The organism is Mesorhizobium sp. BR1-1-13 (assembly GCF_020165515.1).
Classification (GTDB): domain Bacteria; phylum Pseudomonadota; class Alphaproteobacteria; order Rhizobiales; family Rhizobiaceae; genus Mesorhizobium.
In genome coordinates this window covers 459,884-485,011 of sequence record NZ_JAIUIH010000002.1, presented here as the reverse complement: position 1 = coordinate 485,011, position 25,128 = coordinate 459,884, and the positions used below count along the sequence as shown (strand labels likewise).

Genomic DNA, 25,128 nt, shown 5'->3' with positions numbered 1-25,128 from the left:
AGTCATTCAGGGAAGGAAGTTGATCCATGACGTCAGTCGGTTTTGTCGGACTTGGAACCATGGGCGCACCCATGGCCTGCAACGTGCTCAAGGCAGGACATGCGCTGACGGTCTTCGACCTCAACCCCGTGGCGGTGAAAAAACTCGTCGACGCCGGCGCCCGGGCGGCGGCGTCGCCGCGCGAGGTTGCGCAGCAATCGGAAATCGTCATCACCATGCTGCCGGATGCGCCTGATGTGGAGGCCGCCGTGCTCGGTGCGGACGGCATCGGGCATGGCCTCAGGGCCGGCAGCCTCTATATCGACATGAGCACGATCGACCCGCAGACCACCCAGCGCATCGGCGCATGGCTGGCGCAACGCGGCGTCGACATGATCGACAGCCCGGTCGGCAAGACGGTGGAGCATGCCATCGCCGGAACCTCGACGCTGATGATCGGCGGCGATACGGCCGTGCTGGAGCGCGCGCGCCCGATCCTGTCGAGCATGGGGGCCGACCTCATCCATTGCGGCGGGCTCGGCATGGGGCAGGCAATGAAGCTCACCAACAACCTGCTGGCCAGCGTGCTGATCACGGCCAGCTCCGAGGCGCTGGTCGCCGGCGCCAAGGCGGGCCTGACGCTCGACACCATGATCAGCGTGCTGAAGACGACGATGGCCTGGAACCAGCAATTGGCGGTGGCGATGCACAATCGCGCGCTCAAGGGCGACTTCGAGCCAGGCTTCATGGTCAAGCTTGCCCACAAGGATTGCCGGCTTGCCCTGGCGATGAACGATGCGCTCGGCGTCGAGACGCCGGTCGGGGGCGCCACGCTCGCCGTGCTCAGGGAGGCGATGGACGCCGGCATGGCCGGCAAGGATGTCGGCGCCGTGCTGAAGTTGCGCGAAGACGCGACCGGCGTCCAGGTCCGGCTTGCCGGCGCATGACCAAGCCTGGAGCCATAGTGCTGCACGCTGACGACGACGTGGCTGTCCTCGTCGAACCGGTCGAGGCAGGCGCCGAAGTGACGACGCGAGGCGCCCGCGAGGGGGTTGTCCTCAAGGCCGGCGCCGCGTTGCAAGCCGGTCATAAGCTGGCGTTGCACGACCTGGCCGCCGGCTCCACCATACGCAAATACGGCGAGGCGATCGGCCGCCTGACGGCTGCCGTGGCGGCCGGCGACCACGTCCACGTGCACAATCTGCAAAGCCTGCGCGGACGCTGACAGGTAAACGGTGAATGATCGGCTCGGTCAGCGTCGCTGACCTGGCTGCTTGGGCTGGAACGCATCACCGCGCGCGCCACCGGCGGCTCATAGCCGCTTGTTGAGCTTCAACCCTGCGCCGGCCTGCGTTCGACGATGTAGATGTGATCCGCGGCCAATACCACTTCGTCGCGCTGGTTGATCACCTCGCAGCGTTCGATCACCCGGCCCGCGGCCGGCCGCTTCGGATCGTCCTCTTTGGCTGCGATGGTGGTGCGCGTGCGGATCGTGTCGCCGATGAACACCGGCTTGATGAAACGCAACCGGTCATAGCCATAGGAGAATGCGACGGGATTGACGACGCTTGCCGTCAGTCCGATGCCGACCGAGAACACCAGCGTGCCGTGCGCGATGCGCTGGCCGAACGGCGTCGTCTTCATGAACTCGGCGTCCATGTGGTGCGGGAAGAAATCGCCGGTGTGGCCGGCATGGACGACGAAATCGGTCTCGGTAATGGTGCGGCCGCTGGTCAGCCGCGAGGAGCCGATCTCGTAGTCTTCGAAATAAATTATCTGTTCCATGTCCTGCCTTACGGCTTTTCGGCCAGCGGCGTTGCCGGCGCCGCGCTCGATTTATAGGCGGCTTCCACCAGTGCCATCGTGCTCCAGGCGTCCTCGACCGAGCTGACCAGCTCGTCGTCTTCTCCGCAAGCAAAGCGCTGGATGTTGGCCATGCGCCCGACAAAGGCATCGGGGAACCATTCGCCGGCGAGCGGCACGGCAATCCAATCCGTCCCGCCTTTCGGGTATATTTCCAGGACATCCTGTTCGCCGCGGGGATAGTCGAGATTGAGGCCGAGTTTGAGATAGGCCGCGCCCTCGGTGCCGCAGATGCGGAATTCGCAGGCCTGGTGCCGGCGCCCGAACTTGTGGTCATGGTTGATCGACAGCGCGCAGCGCACGGTGTCGCCATAGTCGAGGATGGCGCTGGTGCGCGTCTGCGCCATCTTGTGATTGGGATGGCCGAGCGTCTTGGCGTGCACCCCTTTGGGGTCGCCCAGCAATTGCCTGACGAGGTCCAGATAGTGGATCGAATGCATCGCGATCTCGACACGCGGCGCCTTGAGCAGGAATTCCCACAGTTCCCAAGGTGTCGCCAGCGCCAGCCAGGCGTCGAAGTCGACGATCTCGCCGAGCCATCCCTTGGCGATGGCATCCTTGAGCGCCAGCATCATCGGCGCGAAACGCAATTGGAAATTCACCGCAGCCTTGAGCTTCCTGGCGCGGGAGATTTCGAGGATTTCGGTTGCCTCGCCGAGATCGTTGCCCATCGGCTTCTGGATCAGCGCGACCGCCCCCTCGGGAAGCGCCTTCAGGATCTCGGCATGCCGACCGGGCGGTGTCGCCAGATCGAAGATCGCATCGTTGATTCCGGCGGCTTCTTCCACGGAGCGGAATGCGGTGACACCCCATTTCTCGGCCAGGGTCCGCGCCTTGGCCCGGTCCGGATCATAGAGGCCGGCAATCGGAAATCCGGCCTTCCGGTAGGCGGGAAAATGGGCATCGCCGACAATCGATCCGGCGCCGAAGGTGACGACTGGCCGGGGTTTTGTGGGCTTGGGCCAGGACTGGATGAGTGAGGCAGGGTCGAAACCGCCTTCAGTCATGATGGAAGACCTCGTCCATCGAAGCCCACCATTCGCCCTCCTTGCGGGTCGCCAGCGGCTCCTGGCAAGGCATGCACACGGCCCACCATTCCTGCGTCTTCGGGTCTGCCGCCATCTTGGCCATGTCGGCGGCATAGTCGGTGCCATGGTATTCGAAATAGGCAAACAGCAGATTCTCCGGCCGCTTCAGATAGATCGAATAGTTCTTGATGTTGCAGGCCGAGATCATGGTCAGCACGTCGGGCCAGACGGCGGCATGGAGACGCACATACTCCTCGACTTTTCCCGGCTTCAGTCCCAGAACCATTCCCATCCGCTGCATGTTCGTTCCCCTATTTCGTGATCGCCGTGGTGAATTCGGCGATGCTCATGGCCTTGACCGCGTCCCAGTCCCAATCGATGCCGATGCCGGGCTCGTCGGGTGCCAGCGCCTGCCCATCCTCGATGCGCATGCGCTTGCCCGTCAACTGGTCAAGCTGCGGAATGTACTCGACATACCGGCCGTTCTGAACAGCGCAGGTGAGGCTGACATGCAATTCCATCAGGAAATGCGGGCAGACCGGGATGTCGAAGGCCTCCGCCGCATGCGCCACCTTTAGCCAGGGCGTGATGCCGCCAATCCGGCCGACATCGACCTGCACGATCGAACAGGCGCCTTTCTGCATGTATTCGCGGAAATACCTGATGGAATAGAGCGACTCGCCGATGGCGATCGGCGTCGGCGTCGAGTTCGACAGCCTGACATGCCCATCGATGTCGTCGGCCGGCAGCGGCTCCTCGATCCAGGCGAGATCGAGTTCACGCAGCCTCGCTGCGCGGCGGATCGCCTCGTCGACGGAGAATCCCTGATTGGCGTCGGTCATGATCTCGTAGCCGTCGCCCACCGCCTTGCGCACCGCCGCCAGCCGCGCCAGATCTTCCGATCCGTGCGGTTTGCCGATCTTCACCTTCGAGCCGCGAAATCCCTTGGCCTTGGCGGCCAGCGCGTCATCGACCAGCGCCTGCGTCTCGATGTGCAACCAGCCGCCCTCCGTCGTGTAGAGCGGGCAGCGGTCCTTGGCGCCGCCCGCCAGCTTCCACAGCGGCAGGCCCTGCTTCTTCGCCCGCAGGTCCCAAAGCGCGGTGTCGATCGCCGCGATCGCGATGGCCGTGATGGCGCCGATCGTGGTGGCGTGCGTGGCGAATTCGAGATCGTGCCAGATCTCCTCGATCATGTCAGGGTCGCGGCCGATCAGGCGCGGCGCCAGATGGTCGGACAGGAGCCGCATCACGGACGAGCCGCCGGTGCCGATCGTGTAGCTGTAGCCGGTGCCGACGGCGCCGTCGGAATCGGTGATCGTGACGAGAGGCGTCTCCTGGCTGACGAAACTCTGGATCGCGTCGGTGCGCTTGACCTTGGGCACAAGGTCCACCATCCGCAGTTCTATCTTTTCGATCGTGGCCATGTCGTCAGCTCCGCAATGACTTTCCCGTATCGGCGGCAAACAGGTGCGCCTGCGACAGGTCGAGGCTCATGGCCAGCCGCTCGCCCGGTTTGAGAGGCCGCGGGTTCAGCATGCGCGACACCCAGTCTGCGCCATTGAACTCGACGAACACCAGCGTCTCGTTGCCGAGTGGTTCGGTGACCGTGATCGGCAATTCGATCTGGTGGACGTCTGCGGCACCACCGGAACTGATACCATGGCCGGTCGGGTAGATGTCGTCGGGCCGCAACCCGAACACCACCTTGTTACCCCTGGCGACGTTGGCTTTGAACTGGTTGGGCAGTGGCAGCTTTTCGCCGCTGGCAAAAACCAGCTGGCCGTCGTCGATCGTCGCCTCGTGCAGGTTCATCGGCGGCGAGCCGATGAAGCCCGCGACGAAGCGTGTCGCCGGGCGTCGGAACACCTCGTCGGGCGTGCCGACCTGTTCGATATGGCCGTCGCGCATGATGACGATGCGGTCGGCAAGCGTCATCGCCTCGACCTGGTCGTGGGTGACGTAGATCACCGTCGACCGCACCTTGGCGTGCAGTTTCTTGATCTCGGTGCGCATCTGCGTTCTGAGCTTGGCGTCGAGATTGGAAAGCGGTTCGTCGAACAGGAACACGTCGGGATCGCGCACGATGGCGCGGCCCATGGCGACGCGCTGGCGCTGGCCGCCTGAAAGCTGCGACGGGCGGCGGTCGAGCAGCGTGTCGAGGCCGAGGATGGCCGAGGCTTCGGCGACGCGGCGCTCCATGTCCTCCTTGGCGGCCCCGGCGATCTTCAGCGAGAAGCCGAGGTTCTCGCGCACCGTCATGTGCGGATAGAGCGCGTAGGACTGGAACACCATCGAGATGTTGCGCGAACGCGGCGGCAAATCGTTGACGACGCGGCCGCCGATCTCGATCGAGCCGGCGCTGATCTCTTCCAGCCCGGCGATCATCCGGAGCGTCGTCGACTTGCCGCAGCCGGACGGACCGACCAGCGCGATGAATTCGCGGTCGGCGATGACGAGGTCGATGCCATGCACGATCCCGACATTGCCGTAGCGTTTGGTCAGCTTTTGGAGGGAAACGGTTGCCATGGGATCAGCCTTTCACCGCGCCGGAGGTCAGGCCGCCGACAAGGTGTTTCTGGACGATGTAGGTGAGGGTGAGCGCCGGGATGATCATCACCACGGCGAGCGCGCACATGCCGCGCCAGTCGATGGTGAATTCGGCCGTGTAGTCGAGCAGGCCGACCGGCAGCGTCTTGGCGCTGACCGAGCGGGTCAGCTGCGAGGCCAGCGCGAACTCGTTCCAGCAGGTCAGGAAAGCAAAGATCGCGGCGGAGGCGATGCCCGGCCCGGCAAGCGGGAACTCGACCTGCCAGAAGGCCTGCCAGCGGGTGCAGCCGTCGATCTGCGCGGCTTCCGCGAGATCCTTCGGCACCTGGCGGAAGAAGCCGTCGATCAGCCAGATCGTGAACGGCACGTTGAGCGCGACATAGGCCAGGATCAGCCCGAAATGCGTGTCGATGATGCCGAGCCGCACATAGAGGAAGAACAGCGGCAGCGACAGCGCGATGCCCGGCACCGTGCGCGTCAGCATCAAGCCGAGGAAGACGCCCGACTTGCCGCGGAAGCGGTAGCGCGCGAAGGCGTAGCCGCCGGCCATGCCGATGGCCACCGCGATGACCGTCGAGGTCACCGAGATGATCAAGGAATTGCGGAAATATTCGATGACCGGGATGCCGCCCTTGCCGATGCCTGAGAACATCGCGACATAGGCGTCGAACGAGATCTGCTGCGGGATCCACACCGGCGGCTTGGCCATGATCTCCACCGTCGGCCGCAGCGACGAAAGCACGATCCACAGGCCGGGCAGGCAGATGGTCAGCATCGCCAGGAACAGACCGATGCGATAGGCGATGCCCAGCAGCCGGCGCTTGAGGCGGGCGGAAGAATTCTCGTCCATCACCACTCCGCACCGATCTGCGTGCGCGCCGCGGCGAGCTTGTTGAAGAAGTAGACGGTGAAGGCGATCGACAGCAGAATCGAGAAATAGGCCATGGCGTTGGCCATGCCCATGCGCCCGTCGCTGTAGGCGGTGCGCGCCACCAGCGTCCACAAAAGCTCGGTGCGGCCCGCCGGCCCGCCATCGGTCATGATCTTGACGATGTCATAGGCGCGCGCGACGTCGAGTGAACGGATGGTCATGGCGATATAGGCGAAAGGCATGACGAACGGCCAGGTCACATAGCGGAATGTCTGCCACGGCGTGCAGCCGTCGACGCGCGCCGCCTCGATCGGCTCCTTGGGCATGGCGAGCAGGCCGGCGAGGATCAGGATGGCGAAGATCGCCGTCGACGACCAGATCTCGGCGATCGAGATGGCGATGAAGGCGAGATGGCCTTCGATCAGCCACGGGATGGCATCCCTGGTGATGCCGAGCGATTGCAGGGCGTTGTTCACCAGGCCGATATTGTCGTTGAACATGAACTTGAACTGGAAGCCGACGAGAATCGGCGAGAACATCATCGGAAACATCATCAGCGTGCGCAGGACGCGCTGGCCGCGCGTCGCCTTCTCGACCAGCATGGCGAGGCCGAGGCCCAGCAGCATTTCGAGATTGAGCGCGATCGTCAGCAACAGAACCGTGCGGCCGAACGCCCACCAGAAATCGGCGTTCGCCAGGATCGAGAGATAATTGCGGAAGCCGACGAAGACGAAGAACGTTTCGGGCTTGGTCAGCCGGAACGGTGTGAAGCTGGAATAGAGCGACAAAAGCAACGGCACCACGACGACCGCCGCCAGCACGATGATCGCCGGAAGCAGCAGCAGGAATGGGGCGGATGGCTTGAAGCCCTTCATTGGGACCCTGTGAGTTGCATTCGATTGCCGCTGCCCCTTTCCTGTCGAGCCGGGCGGGGCAGGAGTCGTCATCGTGAATTACCCCAGGCATTGCGCCTTAAGACGCGAGCGCCTCCCCCATGGCTGATGGGGGAGGCGGCCTTGGGAGCGGTTCTACAGCTTGCCGGCGTCTTCGAGGATTTGCGTCGCCTTGGCGGCGGCTTCGTCGAGCGCCTGCTTGGACGTCTTGTCGCCGAGAATCGCCGCCTGCAATTCGGGATAGACGGCGTTCGAGATCTCGATCCATTCAGGCGTCTGCGGCACGGCGAAGGCGTGCTTGGCTTCTTCCTGGAAGGCGGAGAGAACCTCCTTCTTGTACGGATCGTTTTCGGCCTGCTTCAGGTCCCAGTCCCAGACCGCGGTGCGGGTCGGCAGCGGGCCAGCGGCGGCTTCCAGCTTCTGGCTGTCCTCATTGGTGAGCCACCACACCAGCGATGCCGCGGCCTCCTTGTTCGGGCAGTTCTCGGTCACCGAGAAGCCATGGAAACCGGACCAGCCGGTGCGCTTGCCGGACGAGCCTTTCGGCGCGACCTTGACGCCGACATTGCCGGCGACCTTCGACGATTTCGGATCGTTGAAGAAGCCGGCCCAGCCCGGCCAGTCCAAGTTGATGGCGACGGTACCGGAGGCAAAACCCTGGCCGAGATCGTCCCAGAGATAATTGGTGGTTCCGGCCGGCACGGCCTTGGCCTTGTAGAGGTTGACGAACCAGTCGAGCGCCCGCACGCCGGCTTCGGAGTTGAAGACCGGCTTGCCGTCCTTGTCGAGATACTCGCCGCCCTCGGCCACTACCATTTCGTAGAAGCGACCGTTGATCGCCTCTTCCTTGCCGGCGAACTGCGTGCCGTAGAAATTGGGCGGGTTGGCGAAGAACTCGGCCTGGTCGGTGACCTCTTTCCAGGTGTCCGGCGGCACCAGATCATAGCCGTATTTCGCCTTGAACTTGGCCTTGTTGTCGGCGTTCTCGTAGAGGCTCTTCTGGTAGTAGAGGGCAGAGACGTCGAACTGCGCGCGCGGCAGCATCTCCAGCTTGCCATCGATGGTCGCCGCCTTGATCGTCGATGGCACGAAGGCGTCGATCTCTTCCTTGGGCAGCAATTTGCTGAGGTCGGTATAGAGGCCGGTATATTGTGGCGCGAAGGAGGAATGATTCCAGCCGACGCACCAGTTGGTGCTGCCCGAGGCGATGTCGGACTTCAACTCCTTGTCGATGTCGAAGCCGTTCTTCTTGGTCAGGATGTTGACCTTGGCGCCGGTCGCCTTCTCCCATTCGGGGATGCGCTCGTAGAGCTTTTCATATTGCTGGCCGCCGATCAGCTTCACGTCGACGGTAACGCCTTCGAACTTGCCGGGCAGGTCCGCGGCAAGGGCTGCGCCTGCACCTGACGCAAGCAACAATGCGCCGGCGCATACGCCGGAAAGCAGTCTGTTCATTGGTATCCTCCCTGGGTGCGCCTCAGCGGCGACCGCAACTCGTCTGATGACAAGAAGTGCTACATTCATATACAAACAAAACATTCATGGATACGTCAAGGCGAAATTTGTTTCCGCCGGCTTCGTTCCTGCGTATATGAAGAATCGATTTCACTGGAGGGAAGCCCATGGATGATAGCGAAGACGAGCGGTATCGCGCGCCGGCGCTCGACAAGGGTCTCGACATCCTGGAACTGCTGGCCGGCGTCGACGGCGGCCTGACGCAGGCGGAAATCGCCAAGAAGCTCGACCGCAGCCCCAACGAGTTCTACCGCATGCTGGACCGGCTGGTGCGGCGCGGCTATGTCACGCGGCTCGACGGTGATCGTTATTCACTGACGCTCAAGCTGTTCGGTCTGGCGCAACTGCACGCGCCGGTGCGGCGGCTGGTTTCCTATGCGACGCCCTTGATGCGGGAATTGGCGGAGACATCGCAGCAGGCCAACCAACTTGTTGTTTTTGATCGCGGTTCCGCCGTGGTGATCGGCCAGCAGGAGGCGCCGAACTACTGGGGCATCTCGATCCGGGTCGGTGCCCACATCAGCCTGTTCGACACCGGTTCGGGACATGTGCTGCTCGCCTTCCGTTCGCAGGAGGAGCGCCAGATGATGATCTCCGAACATGTCCGCAGCACCGACAATACGGCGCAGCCGCCCGAGTTCTTTGCCCGTCTCGACCAGATCAGGGAACGGGGATATGAGATGATGGCCTCGATGCAGACCGCCGGCGTCTACAATCTGTCGGCACCGGTGCGCGGCTCCGACGGCAAGGCCATCGCGGCGCTTTCGATTCCTTACATCACCGTGGTCAACGCACCGTCCGCGCCGGACATGACCCGCACCATCGAACTGCTGCTGGCGACATGTGAAAAGCTGTCGCGTCTGGCCGGGTCGGCCGTCGGTTCATCGGCGTAATTCTTATTTGAATGAAGAATTCCTCCGTGAGATGATGTGAAAGACATAGGGAGGAGAGCCTTGCCATGATCATCGACACCCACCTGCATCTCATCGATCGCTCGGCCCTGCGCTACCCGTGGCTTGCCGGCGTGCCGGCACTCAACCGCGACTTCTCCTATGAGGAGTATGCCGTGGAAGCTCAGCGCGTCGGCGTCGAGCGCGTACTGCATATGGAGGTCGATGTCGATCCGGCCGACATCGAGGCCGAGACCCAACGTGTCGAAGGCCTGTCGAGACAGGCCGGCAGCATGATGGCCGGGGCGATCGCCTCCTGCCGTCCGGAAGAGGCCGGCTTTGCGGCCTATCTCGAGCGCCAGCGAGCAAAGCCATTCGTCAAGGGTTTTCGCCGCGTCCTCCACGTCATGCCCGACGAACTCTCGGAAGGCGCGCTGTTCCGGGACAACATCCGGCGGCTTGGCGGCGCCGGCCTCACCTTCGATCTCGTCGTGCTGCCGCACCAGATTCCCAAGGCGATCGCGCTCGCCGACCTGGCGCCTGACGTCCAGTTCGTCCTCGACCACTGCGGCGTTCCGGACATCAAGGGCAATGGCGAGCACCCGTGGCGCGAGCTCATGAGCGAAATCGCGCGCCGCCCGAACGTCGTGGCCAAGATTTCCGGCGTCGTCGCCTATGCCGACCCCGGCAGTTGGACGGTCGAGACGCTGCGGCCCTACGTCGAGCACGCGATCGGTTCGTTCGGCTGGGATCGTGTCGTCTGGGGCAGCGATTGGCCTGTCTGCACGCTGGGTGGCGGTCTGTCGACCTGGGTGGCGGCGACCCATGCGCTGCTTGCCGGCTGCAGCGTTGCGGAACGCGACAAGCTCTTGTCGGCGAACGCCCGCAAGCTCTGGCGGCTTTAACCGGCTCTGCTTGGGGTTCTTCAGATCGTCGCCGAAACGTGCCGTTCGCGGCCGTAGAGCGAAACCAGCAGCACGATGATGAGGCCGAGTGCTGCCTGCACCGCGGAGGGCTGGAAACCGAGCCCGATCAGCAGCGTGTTGATCTCGGTCAGCACCAGCACGCCGGCAATGGTGCCGAGATAGCTGCCGCGGCCGCCGACCAGCGCGGCGCCGCCGACGACCACGGCCGCGATGGTCTGGAACAGGTAGGGCTGCCCGACATCGCCATAGGCCGAGCCGGTGAAGCCGAGCAGCAGAACGCCCGCCATCGCGGCGAAGAAGGCGCTTGCCGCATAGGTGATCACCCACATGCGGACGGGATCGATCAGCGCCAGAGGCGCAGCACCCGGATTGCTGCCGAGTGCGTAGAGCCGGCGCCCATAGGGCGTCCGCTCCAGCACCAGGACGACGAGCGCCGCCAGCACGACGAGACAGGGCACCAGCCATGGAACCGGCAATGGCCCGGCCGATCCGCCGATCGACACGAAACTCGAAACCGCTTGCGGCGCGGATCCTGAGGGGAAGCCCGCGGTCCACAAAAGCACCAGCCCTTGCACGACCATGCCGATGCCGAGCGTGACGATGAGCGGCTGGATGTCGAGGCTGCGCGCGATCAGCCCGTTGAGGCCACCGATCAGGATCGCCAGCACGCCGACGAGGCCGCAGACCAGGACAAAATTCCAGCCATCGCCGTAGAGTTGCGCGGCAACGACATTGGCAAAGCCGATGACGAAGGGGATCGACAGGTCGATGCCGCCCATGATGACGACCAGCGTCTGCCCGATCGAGGCGACGGCGAGCAGCGAGGCGAGCACCAGCATGGCGCGCACCGCAAACGGGCTGGAGTAACCCGGAATGAGGATGGTGCCGGCAAGATGCAGAAGGGCGGCAACACAGAAGGCGCCGACGCCACGGGCATTGGTTGTCGCGAATAGATTTCGGCCAGCCATGTCAGCGCCTCCCGATGGCAAAGCGTTCCTGCAGCGCGGTCAGCATCACCGCCAGCACCAGTATGGCGCCGTAGGCGATCTGCAGCACGAAGGTCGAGACGTTGAACGTCGTCAGCACGCTTTGCAGCAGGAAGATGTCGATGGCGCCGATCGCGGCACCCGCGACGCCACCACGGCCGCCGGCAAGACTGACGCCGCCAAGAGCGACAGCCGCAATGGCGATCAGCGTGTAGGTCGGGCCGATGTTGGGATCGGCCGAACCGATCAGCGCAGTCAGCATCAGCCCGGCGCAGCCGCCAAGGATGCCGGTCATGACATAGGCGATGAAGCGCACGAGCGTGACGTCGACGCCGGCGGTGTAGGCGGCGCGATCGTCGCTGCCGACCGCCATCAGCTGGTCGTAATAGGGGCTGCGCCGCACCAGCCACCAGAAAAGGAACATCAAGGCCAGCGGCAGAAGCGAAAGTGGCCCGGCCAGGGCTTTCAGCCAGGCCGGAGCCGGGCCGATCGGCGCCGGCAGGATGGTCAGCGTCACCCCCGTCAGGATCAGATAGGTGCCGAGCGTGGCCACGATCGGCTGGATGCGCACGATGGTCGCCAGAAACCCGTTCGCCGCCCCGACCAGCGCACCGATGAGCAGCGCCGCCGGAACAAGCGCCAGCGGCGAGGATATTCCGGCGCGCAGAAAGAGCACCTGGATCACGATGGCGTTGACGAAGCCCATCAGCGGCCCGACCGAAATATCGATGCCGCCGCGCCCGGCGAGGATCACCGGGGTCGAGGCGATGGCCGCGCCGATCAATGGCGCCGCCAGCCCAACCAGCGCACCCCAGGAGTCCGGCTGGAACCGTGCCGGGCTCAGCATTAGGTTGACCGCCAGCAGGACGATCAGCAGCACGACAGCGAAGCCGACGCTTCGCCCGAGGGACAACAGGCGTCCAAAGGGCCTCATGCTGCGCGTCCGAACATGGCTGCGATCACGTTCTCGGCGGTCATCGCCTGGCCGGCGATTTCCGCCGCGACTTCATTTTCGCGGAACACCAGCACGCGATGGCAGAGAAGAAGGATCTCCTCGATCTCGCTGGACAGGATGACGAGCCCCATGCCGTCGGAAGCCAGCCCGCGAAAGACGTCGTAGAGAACATGCCGGGTCGCCACGTCGACGCCGCGCGTCGGGTCGTTGAGAAGCAACATTGCGGGGTCCAGCGCCAGGGCTCGCGCCAAAAGCACCTTCTGCTGGTTGCCGCCGGACAGGGTGGTGATCGGTGCGTCGGGCCGGGGCGCTGATATCGACAGCCTTTCGCGATAGGCCTCGTAGCGCGCCTTGCGCGCCGCCGGGCTGATCAGGCCGAGGCGGGTATCGCGAGACAGCGTCGAAACGGCGAAATTGTCGAGCACCGACTGTGTCGGGAAAATGCCTTTGGCACGCCCGCGCGGAAGATAGGCGATGCCGCTCGATACGGCCTTGCGGAAGCCGGTGATGGCGCGGGATGCGCCGGGCAGATCGAGGGTTATCGAACCGCCAAGCGGCGCGACAAGGCCGGCGAGCATTTCGAGGAAAAGCTCCTGGCCATGGCCATCCAGGCCGGCGAGCCCAACGATCTCGCCAGCAGCGATCGCCTGCATGATCGGGCTGGCGCCCGGTGCGATGACGAGGTCGCGGATGGTGAGGGCGGCGCGATCAGCCATGCGCCAGCTCCGCGGCGGTGCGTGGCGCCATGGCCTTGAGAAGCTCCGCCGGCGTCGAGGCGCCGCGCTCCTCGGTGCGCACCACGCTGCCGCCGCGCAGGATCGAGATGCGATCCGAAAGCGACGTCACCTCGTCCATGCGGTGCGTGATGAACAGGATCAGGCAGCCTTCCCCGGCAAGCGTGCGCATCAGCGAAAAAACCGATTCGCGGTCGGCGAAGTCGAGTGCTGCCGTCACTTCGTCGAGGATCAGGATCTTTGGATTGCGCACGACGGCACGGGCAAGAACGACGAGTTGCTGCGCCGCCAGCGGCAACTGCCCGGCGGTCATGTCGAGAGGCACGTTGGTGACGGCGAAAAGCTTGAGCGCGGCTGCTGCCCTGTCGCGCCGCTCGCTGCGGGGAACCGCGCGCCGGACCAGGCCGTCGAGGCCAAGCAGGATATTGTCGGTGACGCTGCGGTCCGGCGCGATCAGCACTTCCTGGAAGACCGTGGCGAAGCCTTGCGCCTGGAAGGCCGAGGGGTTTCCGCCCGAAAACGGCCTGCCTTGCAGCAGGACCGCGCCGCTGTCGGGCTGAACGATGCCGGACAACAGCTTGACCATGGTGCTCTTGCCCGAGCCGTTCTCGCCCAGGATGGTGTGGATTGTCCCCGCCCGGAACGCGATCGAAGCGTCCGCAAGCGCGACCGTCTCGCCATAGCGTTTGGATATGTTTCTGATTTCAAGCATGTCGCGTTTCAAAGCTGGCAAGCCGGCCCTCCGAAAGGAGCCGGCTTGTCGAGTTCTTATCTGGCCAGGCGTCACTTCGCGCAGGCGTCAGGTACTTTCGAGTAATCCCATCCCTTGGTCGGCGCCGGGTTGGAGAAATAGGCGTCGAGCCATTCTTCCGGCATCGGATCCTTGGGCGGCACCGGGAAGATCGATACGGCATCCGTCGTCATGCAGTCCTTGTACCATTGGCCGAGATCGGCGTTGTGGACCGGCGGAATCGGAATGAGCAGCGTGTTCAGCTTCGGCTTCTGGCCGTCGAGCATGCGTTCGCCGACGCGAAACAACGTTTCGGCGGTCCAGTGCGGCAGCACGGCATGGCCTTCGAAGCGGTACTTGTCGGGGTTGGCCTTCCAGTAGCCCAGGGCGTCGCCGGTGATCGAACCGGTGATCAGCGGCGCCGGCCGGCCGGCTTCGGCGAAGGCTTCCGCGACGACGCGGCTTTCGCTGCCTGTCGTCCACACCGCGTCGATCGGCGCCGGGTTGGTGGCGATCGCCTGCAGCACCACTGTCTTGGTGACATTGGCCGTCCAATTGCCGTTGACCGTACGCGAGACCTTCAGCTTGGAGTTCTCCGCCAACGCCTTGTCGGCGCCCTGGCGCTCCTGAACCACGATGGGGTGGCCGGCGATGCCCTCGACCAGCAGGATGCTGGCGCCATCCGGCTTGGCCTTGCCGATCGCCGTCATCATGTCGTAGCCCCAGCGCGCATAGTTGGAATCGACATTGATCGCGTTCGGGCTGGTCACCGAACCGGCCGCGGTGATGAACGGGATGCCGGCCTTGGCGGCGGCATCGATGGCGTCGTCGAGCGCTGTTGCCGAGCCCGGGATCGAGGTGATGATCGAGCACTTCTTGTCGATGAAGGCGCGGACCTGGTTGATCTGCTGGCTGGCGTCGTTGTTGGAATCCGACACTTCGAAGCTGGAGACGGTGCCGTCGGCGATCAGTCCGTCCACCAGGCGCTTCAGTTCCTTGGTGACGGTGACTCGCCAGGGGTTGCCCTGGTAGGATTCCGAATGGCACCATTTCCATGGCTTGGGCGGCGGGGTGAAATTGTCCCAGGCCGATGGCAGCACCTTCTGCGGCGCGCCGTCATATTGCGCCTTGAGTTCATCGGGCAGCCCGCCGATGACGCCTTGCACGTCTTCGGCAAAGGCTGTCGTTGCGAGCGAGGCGAAGGCGGTTGCGGCCACAAGGCCGCGGATCAGGCTTTTCATTTGTCTCCTCCGTTCGATTTTCTTCAGGCTCCTCCACCGGCAGTGCCGGTCGCCTGCGCCGGGGCGCTCTGCCGAAACAGGCGATTGAGATCGGCAATGACGTGGCTGGAACGATGCCCTGAGGTCATGCCGGAGTTGACGCGGTCGGACGCGGCCTGCTGGAACGCCATGTAGCCGTCATGGCGTGGCCGCACCCATGCGCCCTCCAGTGTCGCGCGCGTATCGCTGTAGAAATTGCCGGTCGCCGCATTGACGGCCTGATCCTCCCAGGCCGCGGCATGGCCGGGCTGGCCGCCGGCCGCGGCATAGGGGCCCCGCTGGACCTCGCCGCTGGCGAGCCAGTAGGCGAAATCGGTTGCCGCCTCTTTCGCCTTCGAGAAGGCCGATACCGCTATGCCTGTGCCGCCAAGCGCCGTACCAACCGGGCCGTTGGCGCCGACAACAGGAATGTCGCCAAAAGCCAGGAGATGTGGGCGAAACCCGGCCATCGCGTAGGAAACGTAGCCATAGATCAGCGGCGAGCAGACGATCGGGGATCCGGCCTCACCCATCCGCTCCGAGACGGCGATCGGGTCCATCTCGAAGCAGGCCGTGTCGACCAGCGCGGCGATCTCTCGCATTATCTCGAAGACCTCGCTGCCGGCCTCGCCGTCGATGAGATCGCGCGATGGGTCGGTCGCGCAAGCGTGCCCGAGATTGCCTGCGAGCGTGAAGAACACCATCATAGAATGCGGTGGCCGCAACGGCAGCAGCACGCGCCCCTGCCGGGCGAGATCGAGCACTTCGCTCCATCGCGATGGCGGTGCGTCAAGCGCATCGGGTCGCCATGCCTGCACCTGCGTCGCGGCATCGATGGGAAACGCCCACTGCCGTCCTTGCCATGTATAACTCGGATAGGACTGGCCGACGCTGCCGGAGGAAAGTGCTGCGCGTTCCGCCTCGCGGCCGGCGACATCGAGCGGCTCCAGGCAGCGTTCTGCGGTGATTTGGCCGACATGCGGATGGTCGATGACGATCAGATCATAGGCGCGCGCCAGTTCCTCGACCGGGAAGGACTCGAAATCCTGCAGCGAACGCTTGTCCCATTCGACGGCAATGCCGGTTCTCTGCTTCCACAGCGACGAACAGGCGACCATCGGATCATAGCCGCGCCGATGGTTCCAGGTCATGCCCCTGAGCGTGGGCTTGAGGAAGCGCGTGGTCACAGGCCGAACTCCTCGCGGATCGCGGCGCTATGCTCGCCGATGCGCGGTGCTGCCCGATCGACCTTGGCCCTGACGCCGTCGACCCTGAGCGGCGAGCTGGTGGTGAGGATCGAGACATCGTCCTCGCGCGTCACCGTCTGCAGCATGTCGAGCGACTGGAAGCCCCCGCTTGCCAGCATTTCCGGCCAGGTCAGCACCTTGGCGCACCAGATGTCGGCGGGTTCGAGAACGCCAAGCCACTCGTCGACCGTCCTGGTGGCAATCCGCTGCGCGACGATCGCCTTGATGTCGTCGCGCGCCGTGAACCACGATGCCGGCTCGTCGCGGTAGGGCGCCAGTTCCTCCAGCGACAGCAGATCGGCGAGTTTCGGGATCGGCGTCATGGCGATGGCGAGGTAACCGTCCTTGGCGGGATAGACGCCGTAAGGTGCCGACAGATAGGCATGCGCGCTGCGGAAGCTGGAGCGGCGCGGCAAACGGCGGCCATCATTGAGATGCGTGGTCAGTACCTCGAACTGGAAGTCGACCAGCGCTTCCAGCAGGCTGGTTTCGATATGGCTGCCCTGGCCGGTGATGCCGCGCCGCACAAGGGCGGCCAGTATGCCTTGCGCGCATGCCGCGCCCGCCAGCATGTCGCCGATGGCAAGCCCGAACGGCACCGGCCCCTGGTCCTCGTCGCCGTTTAGCCACATCACCCCGGAGCGCGCCTGCGCCAGGAGGTCCTGGCCGGGCCGCTTGACCCATGGGCCTTCCTCGCCATAGCCGCTGATCGAGGCATAGACCAGGCACGGGTTGATCTTGCGGACCGCCTCGTAGTCGAGGCCGAGCCGTTCGATGACACCCGGCCTGAAATTCTGGATCAGCACGTCGGCCTTGCCCAGCAGGCCGCGCAACGCCTTGAGATCCGCCTCGTCCTTGAGGTCGATGGCGAGGCTTTCCTTCGCCCGGTTGATGGCATGGAAGATGGTGGAATCACCGCCGATCTCGGTGTCGCTGAGATAGAGCCGGCGCGACAGGTCGCCGCCGTCCGGACGCTCGATCTTGATGACGCGGGCGCCGAGATCCAGCAGCCTGAGCGAGCAGTAAGGCCCGGACAGGAACTGGCTCATGTCGACGACGACGAGACCGGCAAGCGGCAATTCGGTTGCTGCCGGCATTTCTACTTCTCCGTCTTGCCGACGAAATCGGCAGGGTTGCGGTACTTCACCGTCTGCAGATGCTCGCAATAGAGAACGAGTTCGCCTTCGCCCTTGAACACCTCATAACTGGCGCGGATCAGCCCCATTTCCTTGTAGCGCGGCATCTTGTCGAGGTTGGAGCGGATCGAATAGATCGTATCGCCGATGAAGACGGGCTTTATGAAGCGGAGCTTGTCGTAGCCATAGGAAAACGCATTGACGCAGTTGGTTGCGACGAGTCCCAAGCCAGCCGAGAAGACAAAAGCGCCGGCCACCAGCCTCTTGCCGAAAATGCCCTCTGTTTCGGCAAACATCTGGTCCTGCACGTAAGGATGGATGTCGAGTACCAGCGTATTGAAGAGGTGGCTGTCGCCTTCGGCCATGGTGCGGCGCAACGAGCGGATTTTCTGGCCAACCGGCCAGTCCTCGTAGAACCAGTTCTCGGCGTTCCAAACCGGCAGGGCCGCATGCGCCTCGGGCATGTTGGCCGGGTGCGTCGAGGCGACGCCGACAGTCGGTGCGAAGTCGTTCATCGCTGGCTCCGGAAGCCCTGCGCGAGGCACGGCACAAGTTTCGGAACACGCATCAAGGCGCCAGATTGCACGACGTCTCCTCCCGTCAATCTTCTTTTGTAAATAGTATTTTCACATATGGGGTTGCGTTGCAAGCGAGGACAGGCGAAATTTTGGCTGTTTCCGCTGCGCCCGAGCGCGAGCGGACAGGGAGGAAAACATGCGCGATGCCTGTCTGGTCTTTGTCGGCAGCCTGAACCGGGAGGCGCCCTATTTCCAGGGCGCACGCGGCGTCGGTCTCGGCGTCTACAGTTTCGACGAGGAGACGCTGGAAACACGCAAACTGGCCGAGACCAGTGACATCGACAATCCGACCTTCCTGTCGGTGACGCCGGACGGTTCGCGCCTCTACGCCAATTCGGAAGTGTTCGCCTGGCGCGAAGGAACGGTTTCGGCCTACGGCTTCGACCGCGCCTCGGGCACGCTTACTTACCTGAACAAGCAGCCCTCGCTCGGCAGCATCACAGCGCATAACACCATCAGCCGCGACGGCACGAAGCTGCTGGTCGCCAATTACGGCATGGGCGAGAGCGGTCCGGATCGCGCAGTCGCGGTCTATGGCTTCGACAGGGATGGCGCCTTGTCCGCTCCTCTGGCCAGCGTTTCGCACAAGGGCACCGGCCCGAACGCGGCCCGGCAGGAGCGCTCGCATGCCCATAGCGTCACCGAAATCATCGCCGGCGGAATGGCCATCGTCGCCGATCTCGGCATCGACCGGCTGGTGTCCTACCGGATCGAGCACGATGGCAATCTGACCAAACTTGCCGAATCCGCTTTGCCGCCGGGCGCCGGTCCGCGCCATCTGGCCTTGCATCCGAACGGCCGTTTCGTCTTCGTCATGAACGAGCTGGATTCGACCATCGTGTCGATGGTGCTGGACGAGGCGAGCGGCAGGCTCTCGATCATCGACGCCAGGCCGGCCGTGCCGGCCGAGGCGCGCCAGGCCAACCACTGCGCCGATATCCAGATTTCGCCCGACGGCCGCTTCCTCTACGGCTCCAACCGAGGCCATGACAGTGTGGTCATCATGGCCGTCGACCAGAGAAGTGGCGCGCTGAGCCTCCTCGGCTATGTCCCTTGCGGGGGCGCCACGCCGCGCAACCTGGCGCTGACGCCGTCCGGCGGCCACCTGTTCTCGGCCAACCAGAATGCCGACCGCATATCGATCTTCGCGCGCGACGCCGAGAGCGGCGGGCTGACCGACACCGGCCGTGCCATCGAGATCGGCACGCCGATGTGCGTCAAGCTCGTGCGGTGAACCGTGCGCAACATCGGCATCGAAGCCTCGGACTGAACGGGCCGGAGCTCAGGCCAAGGCAAACAAATCGAGCTGATGGATCGCTCGGACCCTTCGCCGGAGCTGTTGACGGAGCCTTGAACGAAAAAACCCGCCTGCGCGGCGGGTTCCTGGCGCAACTCAGCACCATAGATAAATATCTACCATAGCTGCCTGCACCCAGTCAAGAAAAAATTCCTATCTTGAGCAGATGCCGGCCATGGAAGGCTGCTGACATAGCCGGACCGGCCGTCGTCAGGCGCCTTTGTCTACTCGAGTTCGCACTCTGGAGCTCAGGCCTGTTGTATTGCCGAGAGCTTCCAGCTCGAGCCATTCTGACGCGTGAAGGTCCACAGCTCAGTCGTCTCCGTGGGATGATCCTCGTCGCCCTCTACGACCCTGCCGCTGGCCCGTTCGCGCATCACGTCGCGCGATTCATAACGCAGGGCCGCCGTGGCATAGTCGCGGTCATCCTCGCGCCAGCTTTCCGCGATGTCGGCCTGCAGGAGGGTGACGTCGGATACCTCGTTCCTGAGGCCCTTTTTCGCATTGTCGGCCAGCTCTTCCGACAGATAGGACACCATTTCGGGCGTCACCGCACGCCGCAAGGCGGCATGATCTTCACGCCCGAACGCTGCCTGGACATCGCTCAACAGCTGCTGGAATGCGTCGAGGTCGGCCTGGGCGAGCCGGATCTCATCGGAACCGGTGGCCGCCGCGGAGCCTCCGCCTGAACCGCCGCCAAAGCCAGGAATTGTGAAGGAACGCACATTGTTCGCATCGCTCTGTCCGGCGGCGCGGTTTTCAAATCGCGAGGCATTGCCGGCGCCGGCGAGCGCAGGGGCGGGGCCACGCTCGGATTGCGACCGGAAGAACCTGATTGCCAGCATGATGGCGCCACCGATCAGCAAGGCCTGCAGCAGGAAACCGAACATGCCGGCCAGCCCGCCGAAGCCTTGGCCCAGGAGCAGCCCGATCAGGCCGCCGATCAGCAAGCCGCGCATCATTGTCCCACCGAAGCCGCTCATGAAGCCGGGCCTCTGCAGGCCGGCCTGCGGCTGCCGGGCCGCGGTGTTCACGCCGGTGTTGGGTGTCATCGAACGCTCGACCGGAGCGGTCGGCGCCGGAGCGGTCCTGGTCGGCGGCGCCGATTGGAACGTGCGCATGCCGCGGCTGCCGAAACTGCCGCCGCGACGGGCCTCGGCATGGTCGATCGCGACCATTGAGAATGCCAGGAACAGTCCGGCAAACAGGGCGGCAAATCGGCTTGTGCGGGAAGTCATCGGGATGAACCTTTATCGACGGGGTTTCGGAAATTCTCGACAGACGCCGGACCAGCTACCGGCGTGGTGCGGTCAATCGAACAGCTCTTCGAAGAACGATTTCTTCCGTTTTGGATAGCGGTGGCCCTGCGAACGGGCATAGTCGTCATCGCGGTCCCGGCCATGCTGGGGCTGGGAGAACGCTGCCGGCTGTGACGCGGCCGAGGCTTCCTTGGCCGATCGCTCGATGATCTTGTCGAGTTCGCCGCGGTCAAGCCAGACGCCACGGCACTGCGGGCAATAATCGATCTCGATACCCTGGCGTTCGCTCATCACGAGCGCGACGCGGCAGGAGGGGCAAACCAGGCCGAGAAGGGAAGAAGAGGTCATATGGGACTCCAAACCAAAAGAGATGAGCCCGCTTGACCGAAAGGATGGAAACGGGCCCGTTAAAGCGGTCCGACATCACGGTCGCGAAGTGCGACAGTCAGAGGGGCCCGGCCCGCATGCGAGAGTTAGGAATGGAGAACCGCGCCTTCAAGAGCGATATTGTCCGCAAGGACGGATTTGTTCCCTGTCGCAGACATCATCGTGCTTCGAGCGCTTGGTTTCGATGGCCCTATGCTGGCTGCTCAGACCGTGACGATGATCTTGCCGAACTGCTCGTTCGATTCGAGATAGCGATGCGCCTCGACGATGTGCTCGAACGGGAAGGTCTTGTCGATGATCGGCTTCAGCGCGCCGGCCTCCAGCCCTTCGAGGATGAACGCCTTGGCGGCTTCCAGCTTCGCTGGGTCGCCGGTGATCTCGTGGACGAGGTAGCCGCGCAGCGTCAATGTCTTGCCAAGCACGGCGGGCAAGGGAAACGGCGTCGGCTCGGGGCTCAACCCGCCATATTCGATGAGAATGCCACCACGGGACATCGCCGCCGCGAGCGGCTCGAAGATCGGGCCGCCGATCGCGTCCAACACGATGCGCATGCCTCGGGGCCCGGCGATCCGGCCTAGCCGCGTCTCCAGATCCTCCTCGGCCAGGACCACGACTTCAGCCGCGCCGGCGCCGAGCAGGGCCTGCTTCTTCGTCGAGGTCCGTGTCACCGCGATCGCCGTCGCGCCGACGCTGTTGGCGATCTGGATCGCGGCAAGCCCGACGCTGCTCGAGGCTGCCGTGATGACGACGAAGTCCTCGTTGCGCAGCCTGGCGATGTCGATCAGCGCGCCATAGGCGGTGAGGTACGGCATCCACATCGCGGCCGCGGTCTGCCAGTCGAGTGATATCGGGTTTTTGACGACGAGCCCGGCGGGATAGGTAACAAGCTCTCCATAGGCCGGCCAGCGGATCATCGATTGCGGCGGGATGACGCTGACGGCATCACCCGGAGCCAGACCCGTCACAGCTTCACCGACCGCCTCGATGAGGCCTGCGGCCTCCAGGCCAAGCCCGGAGGGCAGGGTGGGCGTCTCGATATAGGTGCCCGCGCGCAGCAGCGCCTCGGCGCGATTGAGGCCGAGCGCCTTGACGCGGATCTGAACCTCGCCCGGGCCGGGTTGGGGAAGGTCCACATTTTCGATCCGCAGGACCTCGGGGCCACCATGCCGATGAAAGCGAACGACGCGCGCCATTCGGTCTACTCCAAATTGTTTGAACCGAAAGGAGCTATGCCGCTAAGGCGAAGTTGGATAAATGGCATTGGGAGCAGAACAGTAGGAACCAGGAGTTTCGAATATGGATCGGCTTGAGAGCATGGCCGTGTTCGTCAGGGCGGTCGACCTCGGCTCGTTCGCGGCGGCCGCGGCCGCGCTCGATCTGTCCGGACCGATGGTCGGCAAACACGTCCGGTTTCTGGAGGAGCGTCTCGGCATGCGCCTGCTCAACCGCACCACGCGCCGGCAGAGCCTCACCGAGTTCGGACGGGCCTATTACGACCGCTGTCGGCTGGTGCTGGCCGAGGCCGAAGCTGCCGATCAACTCGCCGCCGACCAGCTCTCGCAACCGCGTGGCAAGCTGCGCGTCACCATGCCGGCGCATTTCGGCCGACACTGCGTAACACCCGTTCTGCTGAACTTGGCGCTGCAATATCCGATGCTGGAGCTCGACCTGTCGCTCAGCGACCGCTTCGCCGATCTTGCCGAGGACGGCTACGATCTTGCCATCCGAACCGGCGATCTTGAGGACAGGGCAGGCGTGATCGCGCGCCGCGTCGCGCGTCAGGGCATGGTTGTCTGTGCGGCGCCGTCCTATCTGAAAACTCAGGGCGAGCCACGGCGGATCGAAGACCTCGCCAATCATCATGCCGTCGTCTACCGGCGGCTCGGCCAAGCCGTTCAGCCGTGGCTGTTCCCGCGCGAAGGACAACCAGCACAGGAGATCATGCCCGGCGGCCGGCTGCGGCTCGACGATCTCGATGCCATCGCCGATGCCTCGGCCGAGGGCATGGGGCTCGCCTGGTTGCCCTGGTGGCTGGTTCGCGAGCGTATCCAGGCCGGGGCGCTGGTCGAGCTCTTGCCGGACCAGCCGCGATATCTCTATGACTGCCACGCCCTCTGGCTGCAGACGCCCCATTTGCCGCTGAAAGTTCGGCTTGCCGTCGATGCGCTGGCGGCCGCCTTGCCGAAACGGATGGCTTGATCGCCAGCGCTCGCGACCACCCTCGTTTGGGATCGCGCGGACATTCCGTGAAGAGGCGCCTCGGCTCTTTGAGGCATCGCTTTCCGGTGCCATATGAGGCAAAGCTGGCGGTATGCGGGCACATTGCAGGAGAGACGGTTGATGACCAAAGGTTCGGATCTGTTCGTGGCGGCCCTCGAGAACGAAGGGGTCGACCGGATATTCGGCATTCCGGGCGAGGAGAATCTCGATATCGTCGAATCCATCCGCCGCTCCTCGATCCAGCTCATCCTGACCCGTCACGAGCAGGCGGCCGCCTTCATGGCCGCCACCTATGGCCGGCTCACCGGCAAGCCAGGTGTGTGCATCACCACGCTCGGCCCCGGCGCGCTCAATCTGACCACCGGCTCGGCCTATGCGCTGCTCGGCGCCATGCCGATGATCATGATCACCGGCCAGAAGGGCATCCTGTCGTCCAGGCAGGCGCGGTTCCAGATCGTCGACATCGTCGCGGCGATGAAACCGCTGACCAAGCTGTCGCGCCAGATCGTCTCGCCCAAAATGATCCCCTCGCTGGTGCGCGAAGCCTTCCGCGTCGCGCAGGAAGAGCGGCCGGGTCCCGTGCATCTGGAACTGCCGGAAGACATTGCGGCGGCGGAGTGCGATCCGGTTCCGCTGGTGCCGACGCATCCGGTCGAACTGCCGTTGGCCGGTGCGGGCGCGCTCGACCGCGCCGCCCGCATGATCATCGAGGCCAAACGTCCCCTGCTGATGTTCGGCGCCGCGGCGTCGCGGCCGCGCGTCACGCCCGATGTCGCCCAGTTCGTGCTGCGCACCCAAATTCCCTATTTCACCACGCAGATGGGCAAGGGCACCGTGCCTGGCGGCACCGAACTCTACATGGGAACGGCGGCCCTTTCGGAACGCGACTACGTGCACGAGGCCATCGAACAGGCCGACCTGATCATCACCATCGGTCACGACACGGTGGAGAAGCCGCCCTTCATCATGGGCGTCAACGGGCCGAAGGTCATCCATGTCGGCTATCAAACCGCCGATGTCGAGCAGGTCTATTTCCCGCAGACCGAGATCCTCGGCGACCTCGGCCCTTCGCTGGCGCTGCTGGCGGATCGCATCGAGGGCAAAATCCCCAACGCGCAGGCCCTGCTGCCGCTGCGCGAAGGCATTCTGAGCCGCATCGCCGCGCGCGCTACCGAAGACCGCTTCACGCCGCAGCGCATCGTGCATGACGTGCGTTCCGTGATGCCGGCCGACGGAATCCTTGCCCTCGACAACGGCATGTACAAGATCTGGTTCGCGCGCAACTACCGCACGCGCATGGCGAACACGCTGCTGCTCGACAATGCGCTGGCCACCATGGGCGCGGGGCTGCCGTCGGCGATGATGGCGGCACTGCTCTATCCGCAGCGCCGCGTCATGGCCATCTGCGGCGATGGCGGCTTCATGATGAACAGCCAGGAACTGGAGACCGCCGTCCGGCTCAAGCTCAATCTTGTCGTCCTGCTGCTCGAGGACCACGCCTATGGCATGATCCGCTGGAAACAGGCGGTCGACGAGTTTCCGGATTTCGGCATGACCTTCGGCAATCCCGATTTCGTCAAATACGCCGAGGCCTATGGCGCCAAGGGAACCAGGGTCGGCGCGATCGCCGAATTCCGGCCGGCGCTGGAACAGGCCTTCACTGGCGGCGGCGTGCATCTCGTCGTCGTGCCCATCGACTATTCCGAGAACACCAGGGTGCTTGTCGAGGAATTGCGCGCGCGGCTGCCGGCGGTGCAGGCGACCTGACGGCGGCCGGCGCCAACGCGTTGCCGGCAAAGACCAGATTCGGTGCGATGGCTGCGCGGCT

26 protein-coding genes are annotated in these 25,128 nt (G+C 64.3%); 7 read left to right on the top strand and 19 right to left on the bottom strand.

Annotated features, from left to right (window positions below):
* Window positions 1-26 precede the first annotated feature (26 nt).
* Both LB533_RS06705 and LB533_RS06700 read left to right on the top strand, forming a co-directional pair.
* On the top strand, window positions 27-926 hold the full coding sequence (locus tag LB533_RS06705) for an NAD(P)-dependent oxidoreductase (RefSeq protein WP_224676940.1): 900 nt from the start codon (window positions 27-29) through the stop codon (window positions 924-926).
* On the top strand, window positions 923-1,204 hold the full coding sequence (locus LB533_RS06700) for a UxaA family hydrolase (protein ID WP_140497576.1): 282 nt from the start codon (window positions 923-925) through the stop codon (window positions 1,202-1,204). The genes LB533_RS06705 and LB533_RS06700 overlap by 4 nt, the downstream gene beginning before the upstream one ends.
* Before the next feature lie 107 nt (window positions 1,205-1,311).
* On the opposite strand, the gene LB533_RS06695 is transcribed toward LB533_RS06700, so the two are convergent.
* The 8 genes from LB533_RS06695 to LB533_RS06660 all read right to left on the bottom strand — a co-directional run bounded on the left by LB533_RS06695 (window position 1,312) and on the right by LB533_RS06660 (window position 8,636).
* Entirely contained in the window at window positions 1,312-1,764 is a 453-nt protein-coding gene (locus LB533_RS06695; RefSeq protein ID WP_224676939.1) for a MaoC/PaaZ C-terminal domain-containing protein, read from the bottom strand.
* Between the two features lie 8 nt (window positions 1,765-1,772).
* Window positions 1,773-2,849 carry a Gfo/Idh/MocA family protein gene (locus LB533_RS06690; protein WP_224676938.1) on the bottom strand — a complete coding sequence of 359 codons (1,077 nt, stop codon included), beginning with the start codon at window positions 2,847-2,849 and terminating at the stop codon, window positions 1,773-1,775.
* Window positions 2,842-3,171: an L-rhamnose mutarotase gene (locus tag LB533_RS06685; RefSeq protein ID WP_224676937.1), complete on the bottom strand. Its 330-nt coding sequence runs from the start codon at window positions 3,169-3,171 to the stop codon at window positions 2,842-2,844. The genes LB533_RS06690 and LB533_RS06685 overlap by 8 nt, the downstream gene beginning before the upstream one ends.
* A gap of 10 nt (window positions 3,172-3,181) precedes the next feature.
* On the bottom strand, window positions 3,182-4,294 hold the full coding sequence (locus tag LB533_RS06680; protein ID WP_224676936.1) for a mandelate racemase/muconate lactonizing enzyme family protein: 1,113 nt from the start codon (window positions 4,292-4,294) through the stop codon (window positions 3,182-3,184).
* A 4-nt stretch (window positions 4,295-4,298) separates the two neighbouring features.
* Window positions 4,299-5,396: an ABC transporter ATP-binding protein gene (locus tag LB533_RS06675; RefSeq protein ID WP_224676935.1), complete on the bottom strand. Its 1,098-nt coding sequence runs from the start codon at window positions 5,394-5,396 to the stop codon at window positions 4,299-4,301.
* A gap of 4 nt (window positions 5,397-5,400) precedes the next feature.
* Window positions 5,401-6,267, bottom strand: a complete 867-nt coding sequence (locus tag LB533_RS06670) for a carbohydrate ABC transporter permease (RefSeq protein WP_140564375.1) — start codon at window positions 6,265-6,267, stop codon at window positions 5,401-5,403.
* On the bottom strand, window positions 6,267-7,163 hold the full coding sequence (locus tag LB533_RS06665; protein WP_224676934.1) for a carbohydrate ABC transporter permease: 897 nt from the start codon (window positions 7,161-7,163) through the stop codon (window positions 6,267-6,269). The genes LB533_RS06670 and LB533_RS06665 overlap by 1 nt, the downstream gene beginning before the upstream one ends.
* Before the next feature lie 153 nt (window positions 7,164-7,316).
* Complete coding sequence (locus tag LB533_RS06660) at window positions 7,317-8,636, bottom strand: ABC transporter substrate-binding protein (protein WP_140638457.1); 1,320 nt, start codon at window positions 8,634-8,636, stop codon at window positions 7,317-7,319.
* Window positions 8,637-8,803: 167 nt separating this feature from the next.
* Between LB533_RS06660 and LB533_RS06655 the strand changes: the two genes are divergently transcribed.
* Both LB533_RS06655 and LB533_RS06650 read left to right on the top strand, forming a co-directional pair.
* On the top strand, window positions 8,804-9,589 hold the full coding sequence (locus LB533_RS06655) for an IclR family transcriptional regulator (RefSeq protein ID WP_140497617.1): 786 nt from the start codon (window positions 8,804-8,806) through the stop codon (window positions 9,587-9,589).
* Between the two features lie 65 nt (window positions 9,590-9,654).
* Window positions 9,655-10,491, top strand: coding sequence for an amidohydrolase family protein (locus tag LB533_RS06650; protein WP_224676933.1), 837 nt, complete (start codon window positions 9,655-9,657; stop codon window positions 10,489-10,491).
* A 20-nt stretch (window positions 10,492-10,511) separates the two neighbouring features.
* Here the strand turns inward: LB533_RS06650 and LB533_RS06645 are convergent, their stop codons facing one another.
* From LB533_RS06645 to LB533_RS06610, 8 genes are all read right to left on the bottom strand, one after another.
* Entirely contained in the window at window positions 10,512-11,480 is a 969-nt protein-coding gene (locus tag LB533_RS06645; RefSeq protein ID WP_224676932.1) for an ABC transporter permease, read from the bottom strand.
* Window position 11,481: 1 nt separating this feature from the next.
* Window positions 11,482-12,432 (bottom strand): ABC transporter permease, encoded by a 951-nt coding sequence (locus tag LB533_RS06640; protein WP_224676931.1) that lies wholly within the window; start codon window positions 12,430-12,432, stop codon window positions 11,482-11,484.
* A complete protein-coding gene (locus LB533_RS06635) occupies window positions 12,429-13,169 on the bottom strand; it encodes an ATP-binding cassette domain-containing protein (protein ID WP_224676930.1) in 741 nt (246 codons plus the stop codon). Before LB533_RS06635 ends, LB533_RS06640 begins: the two co-directional genes overlap by 4 nt.
* Entirely contained in the window at window positions 13,162-13,899 is a 738-nt protein-coding gene (locus tag LB533_RS06630; protein WP_224676929.1) for an ATP-binding cassette domain-containing protein, read from the bottom strand. Before LB533_RS06630 ends, LB533_RS06635 begins: the two co-directional genes overlap by 8 nt.
* A 71-nt stretch (window positions 13,900-13,970) precedes the next feature.
* The gene (locus LB533_RS06625) at window positions 13,971-15,158 is read right to left on the bottom strand and encodes an ABC transporter substrate-binding protein (protein WP_224676928.1); all 1,188 of its coding nucleotides are present in this window, start codon (window positions 15,156-15,158) and stop codon (window positions 13,971-13,973) included.
* Between the two features lie 23 nt (window positions 15,159-15,181).
* Complete coding sequence (locus LB533_RS06620; protein WP_224676991.1) at window positions 15,182-16,327, bottom strand: extracellular solute-binding protein; 1,146 nt, start codon at window positions 16,325-16,327, stop codon at window positions 15,182-15,184.
* A 32-nt stretch (window positions 16,328-16,359) separates the two neighbouring features.
* Complete coding sequence (locus LB533_RS06615) at window positions 16,360-17,520, bottom strand: CaiB/BaiF CoA transferase family protein (protein ID WP_224676927.1); 1,161 nt, start codon at window positions 17,518-17,520, stop codon at window positions 16,360-16,362.
* A gap of 2 nt (window positions 17,521-17,522) precedes the next feature.
* On the bottom strand, window positions 17,523-18,074 hold the full coding sequence (locus tag LB533_RS06610; protein WP_140638465.1) for a MaoC family dehydratase: 552 nt from the start codon (window positions 18,072-18,074) through the stop codon (window positions 17,523-17,525).
* A 199-nt stretch (window positions 18,075-18,273) separates the two neighbouring features.
* Between LB533_RS06610 and LB533_RS06605 the strand changes: the two genes are divergently transcribed.
* A complete protein-coding gene (locus LB533_RS06605) occupies window positions 18,274-19,371 on the top strand; it encodes a lactonase family protein (RefSeq protein WP_140638466.1) in 1,098 nt (365 codons plus the stop codon).
* Between the two features lie 311 nt (window positions 19,372-19,682).
* Here the strand turns inward: LB533_RS06605 and LB533_RS06600 are convergent, their stop codons facing one another.
* The 3 genes from LB533_RS06600 to LB533_RS06590 all read right to left on the bottom strand — a co-directional run bounded on the left by LB533_RS06600 (window position 19,683) and on the right by LB533_RS06590 (window position 22,273).
* A complete protein-coding gene (locus tag LB533_RS06600) occupies window positions 19,683-20,672 on the bottom strand; it encodes a Tim44 domain-containing protein (protein ID WP_140638467.1) in 990 nt (329 codons plus the stop codon).
* A 72-nt stretch (window positions 20,673-20,744) separates the two neighbouring features.
* Window positions 20,745-21,041: a zf-TFIIB domain-containing protein gene (locus LB533_RS06595; RefSeq protein ID WP_140638468.1), complete on the bottom strand. Its 297-nt coding sequence runs from the start codon at window positions 21,039-21,041 to the stop codon at window positions 20,745-20,747.
* 242 nt (window positions 21,042-21,283) lie between these two features.
* Complete coding sequence (locus tag LB533_RS06590; protein ID WP_140638469.1) at window positions 21,284-22,273, bottom strand: zinc-dependent alcohol dehydrogenase family protein; 990 nt, start codon at window positions 22,271-22,273, stop codon at window positions 21,284-21,286.
* Window positions 22,274-22,376: 103 nt separating this feature from the next.
* Between LB533_RS06590 and LB533_RS06585 the strand changes: the two genes are divergently transcribed.
* A complete protein-coding gene (locus tag LB533_RS06585) occupies window positions 22,377-23,279 on the top strand; it encodes a LysR family transcriptional regulator (RefSeq protein ID WP_224676926.1) in 903 nt (300 codons plus the stop codon).
* A gap of 141 nt (window positions 23,280-23,420) precedes the next feature.
* Complete coding sequence (locus tag LB533_RS06580) at window positions 23,421-25,067, top strand: acetolactate synthase large subunit (RefSeq protein WP_224676925.1); 1,647 nt, start codon at window positions 23,421-23,423, stop codon at window positions 25,065-25,067.
* The last annotated feature ends 61 nt before the right edge of the window (window positions 25,068-25,128 follow it).

Bases quoted from the DNA above. Each gene is read 5' to 3' on its own strand.
- LB533_RS06705 (WP_224676940.1), top strand. From the start codon at position 27: ATGACGTCAGTCGGTTTTGTCGGACTTGGAACCATGGGCGCACCCATG.
- LB533_RS06700 (WP_140497576.1), top strand. From the start codon at position 923: ATGACCAAGCCTGGAGCCATAGTGCTGCACGCTGACGACGACGTGGCT.
- LB533_RS06695 (WP_224676939.1), bottom strand. From the start codon at position 1,764: ATGGAACAGATAATTTATTTCGAAGACTACGAGATCGGCTCCTCGCGG.
- LB533_RS06690 (WP_224676938.1), bottom strand. From the start codon at position 2,849: ATGACTGAAGGCGGTTTCGACCCTGCCTCACTCATCCAGTCCTGGCCC.
- LB533_RS06685 (WP_224676937.1), bottom strand. From the start codon at position 3,171: ATGCAGCGGATGGGAATGGTTCTGGGACTGAAGCCGGGAAAAGTCGAG.
- LB533_RS06680 (WP_224676936.1), bottom strand. From the start codon at position 4,294: ATGGCCACGATCGAAAAGATAGAACTGCGGATGGTGGACCTTGTGCCC.
- LB533_RS06675 (WP_224676935.1), bottom strand. From the start codon at position 5,396: ATGGCAACCGTTTCCCTCCAAAAGCTGACCAAACGCTACGGCAATGTC.
- LB533_RS06670 (WP_140564375.1), bottom strand. From the start codon at position 6,267: ATGGACGAGAATTCTTCCGCCCGCCTCAAGCGCCGGCTGCTGGGCATC.
- LB533_RS06665 (WP_224676934.1), bottom strand. From the start codon at position 7,163: ATGAAGGGCTTCAAGCCATCCGCCCCATTCCTGCTGCTGCTTCCGGCG.
- LB533_RS06660 (WP_140638457.1), bottom strand. From the start codon at position 8,636: ATGAACAGACTGCTTTCCGGCGTATGCGCCGGCGCATTGTTGCTTGCG.
- LB533_RS06655 (WP_140497617.1), top strand. From the start codon at position 8,804: ATGGATGATAGCGAAGACGAGCGGTATCGCGCGCCGGCGCTCGACAAG.
- LB533_RS06650 (WP_224676933.1), top strand. From the start codon at position 9,655: ATGATCATCGACACCCACCTGCATCTCATCGATCGCTCGGCCCTGCGC.
- LB533_RS06645 (WP_224676932.1), bottom strand. From the start codon at position 11,480: ATGGCTGGCCGAAATCTATTCGCGACAACCAATGCCCGTGGCGTCGGC.
- LB533_RS06640 (WP_224676931.1), bottom strand. From the start codon at position 12,432: ATGAGGCCCTTTGGACGCCTGTTGTCCCTCGGGCGAAGCGTCGGCTTC.
- LB533_RS06635 (WP_224676930.1), bottom strand. From the start codon at position 13,169: ATGGCTGATCGCGCCGCCCTCACCATCCGCGACCTCGTCATCGCACCG.
- LB533_RS06630 (WP_224676929.1), bottom strand. From the start codon at position 13,899: ATGCTTGAAATCAGAAACATATCCAAACGCTATGGCGAGACGGTCGCG.
- LB533_RS06625 (WP_224676928.1), bottom strand. From the start codon at position 15,158: ATGAAAAGCCTGATCCGCGGCCTTGTGGCCGCAACCGCCTTCGCCTCG.
- LB533_RS06620 (WP_224676991.1), bottom strand. From the start codon at position 16,327: ATGACCTGGAACCATCGGCGCGGCTATGATCCGATGGTCGCCTGTTCG.
- LB533_RS06615 (WP_224676927.1), bottom strand. From the start codon at position 17,520: ATGCCGGCAGCAACCGAATTGCCGCTTGCCGGTCTCGTCGTCGTCGAC.
- LB533_RS06610 (WP_140638465.1), bottom strand. From the start codon at position 18,074: ATGAACGACTTCGCACCGACTGTCGGCGTCGCCTCGACGCACCCGGCC.
- LB533_RS06605 (WP_140638466.1), top strand. From the start codon at position 18,274: ATGCGCGATGCCTGTCTGGTCTTTGTCGGCAGCCTGAACCGGGAGGCG.
- LB533_RS06600 (WP_140638467.1), bottom strand. From the start codon at position 20,672: ATGACTTCCCGCACAAGCCGATTTGCCGCCCTGTTTGCCGGACTGTTC.
- LB533_RS06595 (WP_140638468.1), bottom strand. From the start codon at position 21,041: ATGACCTCTTCTTCCCTTCTCGGCCTGGTTTGCCCCTCCTGCCGCGTC.
- LB533_RS06590 (WP_140638469.1), bottom strand. From the start codon at position 22,273: ATGGCGCGCGTCGTTCGCTTTCATCGGCATGGTGGCCCCGAGGTCCTG.
- LB533_RS06585 (WP_224676926.1), top strand. From the start codon at position 22,377: ATGGATCGGCTTGAGAGCATGGCCGTGTTCGTCAGGGCGGTCGACCTC.
- LB533_RS06580 (WP_224676925.1), top strand. From the start codon at position 23,421: ATGACCAAAGGTTCGGATCTGTTCGTGGCGGCCCTCGAGAACGAAGGG.